Origin of the sequence: Aliiglaciecola sp. M165 (assembly GCF_007197995.1) — a bacterium.
GTDB lineage: Bacteria > Pseudomonadota > Gammaproteobacteria > Enterobacterales > Alteromonadaceae > Aliiglaciecola.
This window is the reverse complement of sequence record NZ_VKKH01000004.1, coordinates 301,106-313,571: the sequence shown is the minus strand read 5'-3', so window position 1 is coordinate 313,571 and position 12,466 is coordinate 301,106. Positions and strand designations below refer to the sequence as shown.

Sequence of the window (12,466 nt, the reverse complement as noted above, 5' to 3'; positions counted from 1 at the left end):
TAGATTGGAAGCTGTAAATCCATGTTTGCGAGCATATTCACAAAAATATTTGGTAGTCGAAACGACCGCCTCCTAAAAAAACTCAATAAGAGTGTTGAACAAATCAATGCCCTTGAAGCTGAGTATGAAGCTTTAAGCGATGAGCAATTAAAAGGCAAAACCGCTGAATTTAAGCAGCGCTTGAACGATGGCGCTACGTTAGACGATTTGCTTATCGAAGCATTTGCTGTTGTTCGCGAAGCCAGCAAACGTGTCTTTGAAATGCGTCATTTTGATGTGCAGATGCTTGGTGGCCAAGTGCTTCATCAGGGTAAGATATCTGAAATGCGTACAGGTGAAGGTAAAACCCTTACCTCGACGTTACCCGCTTATCTAAACGGTTTATCTGGCAAGGGTGTACATGTCATTACCGTTAATGACTACCTTGCGAAACGTGATGCTGATTGGAGTAGACCTTTATTCGAATTTTTGGGGCTGACAGTCGGATGTAACGTACCGGGTATGGCTCACGCAGACAAAAAAGATGCCTACAACGCCGACATCACCTACGGGACAAACAATGAATTCGGCTTTGATTACCTCAGAGATAACATGGCATTTAGCCCTCAAGACCGCGTCCAGCGCGGTTTAAATTTTGCGGTTATCGATGAAGTCGATTCAATCTTGATTGATGAAGCTCGCACACCGTTGATTATTTCAGGTCAGGCAGAAGACAATGCTGAACTTTACCGAAAAATTAACGTGATTATCCCCGAACTTGTCGAGCAAGCTGAAGAAGATAAAGAAGGTGATGAGCAAGGCCGTGAAGGTGAAGGTGACTTTACCATCGATGAAAAAGGTAAACAGATCCATCTAACTGAACGTGGCCAGATCCACGTTGAAGAAATTTTGCAACGTCAGGGAATTCTGTCTGAAGAGGATTCTTTATTTGCCGCCGCAAATATCTCTCTTTTACATCATGTCAATGCGGCGCTGCGTGCTCATAAACTGTTTAGCAAAGACGTCGATTACATCGTTAAAGATGATGAGATTGTCATCGTCGATGAGCACACTGGGCGCACGATGGAAGGACGTCGCTGGTCTGAGGGTTTGCACCAGGCTGTAGAAGCAAAAGAAGGTGTGAAGATCCAAAACGAGAACCAGACGCTTGCTTCGATTACCTTCCAGAATTACTTCCGATTATACGAAAAACTATCTGGCATGACAGGTACGGCGGATACTGAAGCATTTGAATTTAATCATATATATGGATTAGAAACGGTAGTTATTCCAACCAATAAGCCGATGATCCGTGATGATAAAGCTGATCTGATATATCTCACCGCTGAGGAAAAATACGAAGCCATTGTTGAAGATATTTTAGATTGTGTTAAGCGTGGACAGCCTACTTTGGTGGGTACGGTTTCGATTGAAAATTCTGAATTATTGTCCGGTGTACTGCGTAAAGCTAAAATTAAACATGAAGTACTTAACGCCAAACAGCATTTACGTGAAGCTGATATCGTCGCTCAGGCTGGTCGTCCAGGTGCTGTGACAATTGCTACTAACATGGCTGGTCGAGGTACGGATATTGTATTGGGCGGTAATTGGCAGTCTGAGTTAGCCAAAATCAATGATCCCAAGCCAGAAAAAGTAGCAAAAATTAAGGCTCAGTGGGAAGAAGATCACCAAAAAGTACTTGATGCTGGTGGCTTGCATATTATTGGTACCGAGCGCCATGAATCTCGCCGAATCGACAATCAATTACGGGGTCGTTCTGGTCGTCAAGGTGACCCAGGTTCATCAAGATTCTATTTGTCTTTAGAAGACGGATTGATGCGTATTTTTGCCTCTGAAAAGATGGGCAACATGATGAAACGTCTAGGGATGGAAAGAGGCGAAGCCATTGAACATCCTTGGGTAACGCGAGCAATCGAGAATGCTCAGCGTAAAGTTGAAGGACGCAACTTCGATATTCGTAAACAGCTACTTGAATTCGATGATGTGGCCAATGATCAACGTAAAGTTATTTACGAACAACGAAACGAATTATTGGATGAAGGTGATATTAGCGATACCGTTGATGCGATTCGTGAAGATGTCGTCAGCAGTATGATTGACGAGTACATCCCGCCACAATCTCTAGAAGAAATGTGGGATGTTCCAGGATTGGAAGAGCGGATCAAAGGTGATTTCTTAATGGAAATGCCGATTCAACAGTGGCTTGACGAAGACGACAAACTCTTTGAAGAAAAACTACGTGAGCGCATTTTGGGTGAAGTGCAAACGGCCTACAAGCAAAAAGAAGAAACAGTCGGGCCGGATGTCATGCGCCAGTTCGAAAAAGCCGTGATGTTACAGAATCTCGACAGCTCTTGGAAAGAACACTTAGCGGCTATGGATCATTTACGCCAAGGTATTCATTTACGTGGCTACGCTCAAAAAAATCCGAAACAGGAATACAAACGTGAGTCATTCCAGCTGTTTTCCGAAATGTTGGAAAACCTAAAAGTTGAAGTGATCAACATCTTAAGTAAAGTTCGTGTTAAAGCGGAATCTGACGTCGATGCAGTTGAAGAACAACGCCGTCAAGCAGATGAAGTGCCCAAAAACTACGAACATGAATCACCTAATCAAGAATCTCAGGACCAAGCTGCAGGCCCGAAAACGGCAGTGCGCGAGGGACCTAAGGTTGGGCGAAACGATCCTTGCCCCTGTGGTTCAGGTAAAAAGTATAAACAGTGTCATGGCAAGTTAAGTTAGCCCGAACACGCTAAGAAACAGGGACAGCTTTTGCACTGTCCCTTTTTTATGTCACAAATTTGAAAGGAAATACAATGATGAAAATAGTGGATGTTGCCGTGGGAGTTATTCAGCGCAACGACCAAATTTTTGTTAGTAAACGGGCAGATGACTTACATCAAGGCGGTCTGTGGGAATTTCCAGGCGGAAAAGTCGAATCAGACGAAACGGTCGAACACGCCATGTGCCGTGAACTGAATGAAGAATTGGGTATTATAGTGCATTCGCAATCTGAGTTTATGTTGATTGAACATGACTATGGCGACAAACATGTCAGATTGCACATTCACATTATTGATGGATTTGAAGGGGAGCCAACAGGCATGGAAGGACAGCTTACTCAATGGGTCAGAATTGACGAGTTGCATAGGTTAAGTTTTCCAGAAGCTAACAAAGGGATAATTAAAAAGCTCCAGACCGAACAAGATTAGTGTTTAAATCCGGCATTAAGACTAATTTGCATAAATAATTGCTGTTGCTCCGATACCACAATAGTATGTACTCCTCTAAATAAATTCGATTGAACCACCTAACTAGTAGGCGATTTAGAAATTTCCAGTATAGAGCTTCGTCTCAGGAGATTAATTTTGTTTTTTATTCGAAAAGGCTTAGTTGTGTTGCTAGCCTTGATTGGTTTCGAAGTAAAAGCGACCGATGAGCCAAACATTCTTAGGTTTTATAGCGAAATAGCGGCTCCTTATTATTGGCTTGATGAAAATGGTGAGCCTCAAGGTGTTAATTTTGATTTAGCAAAATCGTTAATTGAACTCACACAAGTCAATGCCACTATTGAACATTTGCCGTGGGCCAGAGCTATTCATCAAGCCGCAAACGAACCAAATGTCATTCTCATTTCAGCACTTCGTACCAGTAGCAGAGAACCTCTTTTTCAATGGTTGGGCGAGGTACATTCGGTGCGTGCATCATTTATACGTCTGGCAAAAAACAAACACATTAGGCTAACAAGTATCGAACAAGCTAAACAGTTTTTAGTGGGGTCTGTGCGCGGCTACGGGGCCGCCAATTACCTTTTAAAGAGGGGGTTTATCGAAAACGATAACTTGGCGTTAGTATCGAGCACGGAACAGCTTTGGACCATGTTGTTTAAAGGTCGAATAGATATGGTCATTGCCAATGTACAAACAGGTAAATATGAAATACAGAGTGTTGGCCTCGATGCTTCAGAAATCGAACCCATTTACGATGTTGAGGAGCTTAATTTTCAGCTAGAAATGGCAACCGGTCTTAACACAAATGCCCAAGTGGTTGAGACACTTCAAACTGGCATAATTGCGCTTAAAGCAAACGGTGAATATCAGCGCATCATGCAAAAGTGGAAATTACAATAAGCCATCTAATAGACCTTCACGATTCGCTACGGCGGTAAAACCATACACTATATTCTGAATTCATTCAGTGCACTCATTGCCTGCTCTGACTTTTCACTCTGAACAAAGATGTGATCATGGTAGTAACCGGCAATGACGTTCGCACTGATGTCTTTTTCAGCTAGCTTACTGGCGAATGCCGCAGTTAAGCCCACAGCGTCTAAGCTAGAGTGAATCGTCAACGTAATGCAGCAAAAGGTTGAATTGTAGCTAAACCCACTGTCATCGGCAGTTGATTTTGGAACAACAAGGGTCATGCCTTCGGTTTCCATAAACATAGCGATAGGGGCAAGTTCACCTAACTGCCCATAACGGCCATTTTCAATGGATACAAAAACAAATTCGCCCTCATTCAATTGAGGGCTCATCGATTTCAACAAAATATCTAAATTAGTCTCACCCGACACGTCGATTTGCTCCTGACTAAAGACTGACTTTTATACCGACTATGCCAATTACTATCAGCGATATAAAGAACAATTGTTGAATTAAAATAGGTGTGCCATTGACAAAAACATCTTTTAACACCAATGACACCGCGCCAACGGCTAACCAAACTAAGTAGGCCACTGTAATTGGGATCTAATATAACGAGATTGAAAATAGCGTTAGACTCAGAGCCGTAGATAAAACGCCAATTACAATAAATTGAGGTTTGGAAAAGGATTCGGATTTGATAATTGAAATAAGCCAGCCAGCTTCGAAAATACCCGCAAGAACAAGATAAAACCAAGACATAACACAACTCCATCTTGGAGTCGTCCCCGAATGAGATAGAGCGGTGAGGTCGTCCTCACTTCAGCATTGAAACCCCATTATTTTTAATTATCCTAGCAGTGTCAATGCATTTACCTCTGTCTTTAAATCAAAATCCCCTAGCAAACGGTTATGTTATGGCTAAGATCCGCCTTTTTAGTTTATTTGCGTAGCCTTTTTCTTTAATGACGTTACCCAGTTCGGAATTTATCGAGCGGATCAGAATGAGTAACTCACGATACTGAGCTGCTTCTCGTTGCAGGAGCTGATCGATCTGCGACAACTTTTGCAAACAACAGCTTTTCACGTCTTCATTATATTTCTGACCTAAAAAATCGACGAGTTGTGAGGTGTCATTTCCTCTGGCACTGTAGGGCTGCGTCTTGGCTTCTTCTATTTGTGTGCGCAATAGCTCGGTTCGATTTACTACGTTTATAAGTAAGTCAGACGCGAATTCCACCAACTCTGGTTGCAGCGATTCGAAATAATTTTCTAACTCCGTGAGTTTGTCATCTTCAAAATTGACGATGTTATTCTTTTTGTATATTTGACGAGATTCGACCATCGCGTTTTGCGCGATAAGGAGAACATCTAAATTGTCTTTAGGATTACTTCTGATTTTTTGATCCAGTATCTTAAAGGCTTTTTTAAGCGGTTTTTGCGCGTCCCGGATCGCTGCTTCGCGATAAAGCATCGAATCCGTTTTTGTGGACTCAGTGTCGCACCCTGTAGTGACCAATACACAGGCTATCACCACAACAATTGCCCATCTTCTCATCGGTATGGAAGTCCTTTTTTCTATTTGATATTCACATTGGCACCAATTTGCCTGCGTAAATGTTATTATGCAAGTTGGTTTACAGATGAATTCTACTATGGCTAAGTCTCCGGTAAAGAAAATGTTGGAAAAGCACCAAAATTTGGTGCATTCAGAAGATATGAAAGTTGTTTCTCATGTCCAGCGCAAAGATGATGATTGGATCGTCAATACAATTATGATTGAAGGCTACGAAATACCCTTCAAATTTCGCCGTAAAAAGGCCTATAAGAATCTTAACGGAAGCTTGGTAAACCTGACCTATTATCCTATTACTGAAGAAATAGCGGGCCTAGAATTTGAGGTGATGAAAGTCGTTAGGATTAAGGTTGCCTGAATAGACTACCAGATAAGTTAACAGCTCTAGCAGCTCAATTGAAAGCCAACATGAAGTGTTTTTGAATAATGCCGAGTAATGCTTAACAGTATGCAAAATATCCTAACAGGTGTGGTCTTGCATCGTCGTCCCTATCGTGAAACAAGTTCTATTGTCGACTTTTTTACCCGAGAACATGGACGACTATCCGCGGTTTGTCGCGGTGTTCATGGCGGGAAAAGTGCAAAAAGCCAAGAAAAGAAAAGCTTGTTACAACCTTTTCAGGCATTGCAGCTTGTGTTTAGCGGAAAATCGGATTTAAAAACTTTGGTACAGGTAGAAAGCGATGGTCGTGGATTTACCTTGCAAGGCAATGCACTATTTTGCGCATTGTATTTAAACGAATTGCTAAATCGATTGTTACCTGCTGACATAGCGTTTCCTGTCACCTATGATCTGTATTTAGCCAGTGTGCTCAGATTGTCTGAAAACCAGTCGATGGAAGCGGTCCTGCGTGAATTTGAAATTCATTTATTGGCCGATTTAGGTTACGGTTTTTCTTGGCATGAAGACCTGCAATCAAACACTGAGATTGAACCAAATGGCGAGTATTATTTTACCTTGGAGCAGGGATTTCAATTGTTAGCAAATGCAGATAAATCCAAAAACCGTTTCAGTGGTGAGAGCGTACTAAAGGCTGCCAGATACGAATGGGACAAGGAAAGCCTGAGCACAGCCAAACGTGTGACACGGATGGCACTAAAACCCTTACTTGGCGACAAACCTCTAAAAAGCAGAGAATTATTCCAAAAAATGGAGCAAACAAAATGAAAGATATTTATCTGGGTGTGAACATTGATCATATTGCAACACTGCGCAATGCCAGAGGAACACATTACCCAGATCCTGTGCACGCTGCTGATATCGCTGAACGAGCTGGAGCGGACGGTATCACTGTGCATTTAAGAGAAGATCGCAGGCACATTAACGATCGAGATGTTCGCCTACTAAGAGACACCATCAATACTCGGTTGAACTTAGAAATGGCAGTGACCGAAGAAATGTTGGTTATTGCTTCACAAACAAAGCCGGAGTTTTGCTGCCTGGTGCCTGAAAAACGAGAAGAGTTGACCACCGAAGGTGGTTTGGATGTGTTAGGAAATCTCGACAAAATCCGTAGTGCCTGTGACAGCTTAGCTGCTGACGATATTCTTGTGTCGCTGTTTATTGATGCCGAACTGGCTCAAATAGATGCGGCCAAGGAGGCAGGTGCACCCTATATTGAAATTCATACAGGGCAATACGCTGAAGCAAAAAGCGAAGAACAGATGCAAGTCGAATTAGAGAAACTTAAAAAAGGTATTTCCTACGCAGACTCTATTGGTTTAAAGGTTAATGCAGGACACGGTTTGCACTATCATAATGTCAAACCTATTGCTGCTTTACCTGAGATCATAGAGTTGAACATTGGCCATGCAATTATCGCCCGTGCTGCCTTTGACGGTTTAGATAAAGCGGTGCGTGATATGAAACAATTAATGTTGGAAGCGAGAAACTAAATTGGCCGTTTTAGGATTAGGTACGGATATTGTTGAAATTGCCCGATTGCAACAACAAGTAATTAAATCCGAGCGCTTGCCCCGCCGTATTTTGACAGAGACAGAATTTTCCATCTATCAACAGCATAAGTTCCCTGAACGTTACTTGGCCAAAAGGTTTGCCGCCAAAGAAGCGGCGGTCAAAGCATTGGGAACTGGCATTGGTAACGGTATCGGTTGGCAACAGTTAGAGATTACCAATGGTGAGCTCGGAGAGCCCAAGTTGAATTACTCCGGGGCTTTCAAAAAAATGTGCGAGCAGCGCGGTATCACTCACGCTTTAGTGACCATTTCTGATGAGCAGCATTATGCTGTCGCCACAGTACTGTTAGAAGGTAATACGCTAGATGGCTAACCTTTTTAAGGTAAAACCCTCAACAACTAAATCCCACCAGGCTAATCAATTGGTGGGTAAAACAATGTGCGTAGAAATCAACTCTCTTGAGCACACCGGAATTGGTGTCGTTAGCGATCATCAACCGGTAATTTTTGTTGAAGGTGCTTTGCCAGGTGAAAAAGTAGAGATAGTGATCCGCGAGCAAAAAGCCCGCTTTTGTCGAGCAGAACTGAAAAAAGTTATACAAGCAAGCCCAGCTCGCACGACTCCTTTTTGTCAGCACTTTAATCAATGTGGCGGCTGCCAAACTCAGCACGTATCAGCCGATTCAGTGTGTTCGATGAAACAAACATCGATTGAGCAACTAATTTTGCACACTCCGTTGATCCACAGTATAGGTCAAACTGGGCAACGGAAAAAAGGATCATTGTCCACGCGGGGAATAAAGAAGTCGGTGCATCGGACCATTGGCGATCTCGTTGGCCAACTTCATTGGAGCCCAACTCTTTACGCTGAGCCGACAGGTTATCGGCGTAAAACCCGTTTGTCGGTGGATGCCAGAAATCGCCAAGATATAAAACTGGGCTTTCGACAATCTGGTAGTAAGCAAATATTTTCTATTCAGCAATGTCAGGTATTAACCCCCGCTTTACAGCACTTAATCGAGCCGCTACAGAATGTCATGGCGACCTTAGATAATCCGTCGGCAATTGGCCACGTTTCAATGTTTGAGGGAAGCAAGGGTATCCAAGTCTGCTTGCGAGTGACAAAATCACTCAATCAACAAGACAAAGACAAATGGGCTGAGTTTTCGCGGATGAATCAAATTCAATTAGCCTACGAAGATAACCATCATCAGATTACACTAGCAGACCTGACAGACCAGCCTTTGGTTTTTGATGTACCCAATGACATCGAACTGGCGGTAAACATTAACGATTTTGTGCAAGTCAACGACAGCGTTAATAGACAGATGATAGAGCAGGCATGCAACTGGCTGTCGTTGGATTCTGAAGATAACGTGCTTGACTTATTTTGTGGAATTGGCAATTTCAGTCTGCCAATGGCTAGCCAATGTAAAACTGTAGTGGGTGTCGAAGGTGTGGCTGAAATGGTGCAACGGGCCACACAAAACGCACTAAAAAATAACATTTCTAATTGTCAATTTTGGCAAGCTGATCTGAATAATGCAAAAGCAATAAGCAAAGACGAACTGTTAACCTTTAATAAAGTGTTACTTGATCCTGCACGCGATGGTGCGGGTGAAGCCGTCGATCTTATTGTGCAAGGAAAGCCTTCACACATTCTTTATGTATCCTGTAATCCTGCCACCTTTGCTAGAGACACGGCTAAATTACTCGCACACAAATATCAAATTAGTAAAATAGGTCTGATGGATATGTTTCCACAAACCGCGCATACTGAATTGATGGCACTGTTTGTGCCTAAACAATAAAACGTCAAGCGAACTAACCTTAACGGCATAAAATATGGTTTCCATTCGAAAAGTTCATCAGCCCGAACGTCCGCCATTTGAGCAATGGCTAGACAGCCTGAATTTGTCTGACGCGACCAAACAAAAGCTACGAGAAACCTCTGAGTCGCCAGAGATCCTTTTAGTAGGTCAAGAAATGGTAGAAATACTCCATGAATTGAATATGGATGATGAAACCCTGCAAGCCTCTTTAGTTTACCCCTATTGCGAATTGCACCAACTTGATGATGAACAAATAGAGGAAGAGTTTAGTCCGGGAATTCGGCATTTGATAAGCGGTGTTAGAAGAATGGATGCGATCAAATCGTTACATGCTACTTCTGGTGATAAAGCTGATGAAACCCAAATTGATAATATCAGGCGCATGCTACTGGCGATGGTTGAAGACGTCAGGACAGTATTAATTAAGTTGGCTGAACGCATTTGCACACTGCAGAAAATTAAACAAGAAAACGAAGAAATGCGCGTTCTGGTAGCGCGCGAATGTGCAACTATTTATGCACCTTTGGCAAATCGCCTGGGCATTGGTCAGCTCAAGTGGGAACTTGAGGATTTATCCTTTCGCTATTTACATCCAGAGACCTACAAACAAATCGCCCAGCTTCTTGATGAGCGTCGCGCCGACCGTGAACAATATATTGAAGACTTTGTATCGAGTTTGCAGCAAAAGCTTGATCAAAACGGTATTAAAGCTGAGGTGTATGGTCGTCCCAAGCATATCTATAGCATTTGGAAAAAAATGCAGAAAAAGCACCTTGATTTTGAACAGCTCTACGATATTCGGGCGGTGAGGATCATTGCTGAACGTTTGCAAGATTGTTATGGCGCCTTGGGGATCGTGCATTCCCAATACAAACACATCCCTAATGAATTTGACGACTATATTGCTACGCCCAAACCCAATGGTTATCAATCCATTCACTCGGTTATTGTTGGTCCGCAGGGGCGTCCCGTTGAGATCCAGATTCGCACCCAACAAATGCACCAGGACGCCGAATTAGGTGTTGCTGCGCATTGGAAATATAAAGAGGGTGTCAGTACTGAGCGGTCGGCCTATGAAGAGAAAATAAACTGGTTGCGTAAAATTCTGCTTTGGCAGGAAGAGGTTGCCGAGTCTGGTGATTTGGTTGAAGAATTGCGTAGTCAGGTATTTGATGATCGTGTTTACGTGTTCACACCCAAAGGGGATGTAATTGATTTACCTCTTGGCTCTACACCTTTAGATTTTGCTTATTATGTGCACAGTAATGTTGGGCACCGATGCATAGGCGCCAAAATTGATGGGCGAATTGTGCCTTTTACCTATCAGTTGCAAACCGGTGATCAGGTCGAAGTATTGACCGGAAAGAATCTAAATCCCAGTCGTGATTGGATGCACCCGGGTCTTGGCTATGTTTTCTCGTCTAGAGCAAGGGCAAAGATCCATACGTTTTTCAAAAAACAAGACAAAGACAAAAATCAGCAGGCCGGGAAGGAGTTGCTTGAGCGGGAGTTGAGTAAAGTCGGATTGGGATTAAAAGATCTGAAAAATGCTATTGAACGATTCAATATGCAGTCGGTGGATGATCTCCATGCAGCGGTCGGTGGTGGTGATATTCGGATCATGCAAGTTGTGCACTATCTTCAGCAATTAGAGGCCCCCGCACCAGAAATTGACCCAAGATTAAAAACCACGTCACGGCCCAGTAAACCAAGCAAAGACAGCGTTACAGTCGAAGGGATCGGAAATCTAATGAGTCAGATTGCCAAGTGCTGTCAACCTTTGCCAGGGGACCCAATCCATGGCTACATTACCCTTGGGCGAGGTGTGAGTGTGCATCGCCAAAACTGTGAGCAACTCGCCAGACTAATAGAGCAGCATCCAGAGCGGCAAATTGACGTTAACTGGTCAAATGATCTACTCAGTAGTTTTCTTACCGAACTCGATGTTTACACCGTAGACAGAGACGGCATTTTACGGGACATCACTACGATACTTGCCAACGACAAAGTGACTTTACTGGGCGTTAATAGCCTGAGCAATACCAAAGATCACACTGCTAAGATTAAGCTAACCCTTGAGGTGAAAGATCTCAATAGTTTGTCACGGGTCACTGCGAAACTGCGTCAAATAAAAGGGGTGTCGGATGTCAAACGACTCGACAAATAACTCGGATCGACCAAGAAGTTTTCCAAACGTCGACCGTCTGTTACGTGTAATGGAACAACTCCGTGATCCACAAAGCGGATGTCCCTGGGACAAACAGCAAACCTTTGAAAGTATCGTTCCTCATACGATAGAAGAAGCATATGAAGTCGCTGATGCTATCGAAAATGGTGATATGCAGGATGTTAAAGACGAATTGGGCGATTTGCTTTTTCAAATAGTGTTCTATGCGCAATTAGGTGTTGAGCAAAACCATTTCGATTTTGAAGCGATTGCTGGTGCAGTGGCTGATAAGCTCATCCGCCGTCACCCTCACGTTTTTGCAAACCAAGCAGTAGACGATTTAGAGCTTTCCTGGGAAGCGATTAAACGTCAAGAGCGAGAAGAGAAGGGAGGGCTTGTTGATGGCAGCATCTTAGCGAATGTCCCCAAAGGATTGCCTCCCATTACTCGTGCGCATAAATTACAAACAAAATGTGCCAAAGTGGGCTTTGATTGGCCAGACGTAGCACCTGTGCTGGCCAAAGTGGAAGAAGAGTTAGACGAAGTTAAGGCTGAACTGAAAACAAACCCGTTGGATCAGAACCGAATCGAAGAAGAAATCGGTGATTTACTTTTTGCCATCGTCAACCTGTCCCGACATGCCAAAGTCGACGCATACAGTGCTTTACGCAAAGCAAATGCTAAATTCGAAAAACGCTTCAGAGCAGTTGAAAACGATTTATCAGAAAAAAATGTAAGCTTGCAAGACGCTTCGTTAGAGGAAATGGAAGCCGTTTGGCAATCTATTAAACAAAGTTCTTAACCTTGTGCATTCTCTGATTGGCACCTG

Annotated in this window: 12 protein-coding genes; 10 read left to right on the top strand and 2 right to left on the bottom strand. The window is 43.1% G+C overall.

What is annotated here, in order from left to right; translation table 11 throughout:
* Positions 1-21: 21 nt before the first annotated feature.
* The 3 genes from secA (at position 22) to FM019_RS08760 (ending at position 4,130) form a co-directional block, all read left to right on the top strand.
* Positions 22-2,742, top strand: a complete 2,721-nt coding sequence (gene secA / locus FM019_RS08770; RefSeq protein ID WP_143835544.1) for a preprotein translocase subunit SecA — start codon at positions 22-24, stop codon at positions 2,740-2,742.
* Positions 2,743-2,819: 77 nt separating this feature from the next.
* Positions 2,820-3,212, top strand: a complete 393-nt coding sequence (mutT, locus tag FM019_RS08765) for an 8-oxo-dGTP diphosphatase MutT (RefSeq protein WP_143835796.1) — start codon at positions 2,820-2,822, stop codon at positions 3,210-3,212.
* A gap of 156 nt (positions 3,213-3,368) precedes the next feature.
* Positions 3,369-4,130 carry a substrate-binding periplasmic protein gene (locus FM019_RS08760; protein ID WP_185969231.1) on the top strand — a complete coding sequence of 254 codons (762 nt, stop codon included), beginning with the start codon at positions 3,369-3,371 and terminating at the stop codon, positions 4,128-4,130.
* Between the two features lie 47 nt (positions 4,131-4,177).
* Here the strand turns inward: FM019_RS08760 and FM019_RS08755 are convergent, their stop codons facing one another.
* Together FM019_RS08755 and FM019_RS08750 are read right to left on the bottom strand one after the other, a co-directional pair.
* Positions 4,178-4,576, bottom strand: a complete 399-nt coding sequence (locus FM019_RS08755) for an ACT domain-containing protein (protein ID WP_143835542.1) — start codon at positions 4,574-4,576, stop codon at positions 4,178-4,180.
* Positions 4,577-5,055: 479 nt separating this feature from the next.
* Positions 5,056-5,703 carry a hypothetical protein gene (locus tag FM019_RS08750; RefSeq protein WP_143835541.1) on the bottom strand — a complete coding sequence of 216 codons (648 nt, stop codon included), beginning with the start codon at positions 5,701-5,703 and terminating at the stop codon, positions 5,056-5,058.
* 97 nt (positions 5,704-5,800) lie between these two features.
* Between FM019_RS08750 and FM019_RS08745 the strand changes: the two genes are divergently transcribed.
* The 7 genes from FM019_RS08745 to mazG all read left to right on the top strand — a co-directional run bounded on the left by FM019_RS08745 (position 5,801) and on the right by mazG (position 12,439).
* Entirely contained in the window at positions 5,801-6,079 is a 279-nt protein-coding gene (locus FM019_RS08745; protein WP_143835795.1) for a hypothetical protein, read from the top strand.
* Between the two features lie 90 nt (positions 6,080-6,169).
* A complete protein-coding gene (recO, locus tag FM019_RS08740; protein WP_143835540.1) occupies positions 6,170-6,889 on the top strand; it encodes a DNA repair protein RecO in 720 nt (239 codons plus the stop codon).
* A complete protein-coding gene (gene pdxJ, locus FM019_RS08735; RefSeq protein ID WP_143835539.1) occupies positions 6,886-7,617 on the top strand; it encodes a pyridoxine 5'-phosphate synthase in 732 nt (243 codons plus the stop codon). The genes recO and pdxJ overlap by 4 nt, the downstream gene beginning before the upstream one ends.
* 1 nt (position 7,618) lies before the next feature.
* Positions 7,619-8,011: a holo-ACP synthase gene (acpS, locus tag FM019_RS08730; RefSeq protein ID WP_143835538.1), complete on the top strand. Its 393-nt coding sequence runs from the start codon at positions 7,619-7,621 to the stop codon at positions 8,009-8,011.
* Positions 8,004-9,449, top strand: a complete 1,446-nt coding sequence (gene rlmD / locus FM019_RS08725) for a 23S rRNA (uracil(1939)-C(5))-methyltransferase RlmD (protein ID WP_143835537.1) — start codon at positions 8,004-8,006, stop codon at positions 9,447-9,449. Before acpS ends, rlmD begins: the two co-directional genes overlap by 8 nt.
* Positions 9,450-9,483: 34 nt before the next feature.
* Complete coding sequence (gene relA / locus FM019_RS08720) at positions 9,484-11,637, top strand: GTP diphosphokinase (RefSeq protein WP_143835536.1); 2,154 nt, start codon at positions 9,484-9,486, stop codon at positions 11,635-11,637.
* Positions 11,615-12,439, top strand: a complete 825-nt coding sequence (gene mazG, locus FM019_RS08715) for a nucleoside triphosphate pyrophosphohydrolase (RefSeq protein WP_143835535.1) — start codon at positions 11,615-11,617, stop codon at positions 12,437-12,439. Before relA ends, mazG begins: the two co-directional genes overlap by 23 nt.
* The last annotated feature ends 27 nt before the right edge of the window (positions 12,440-12,466 follow it).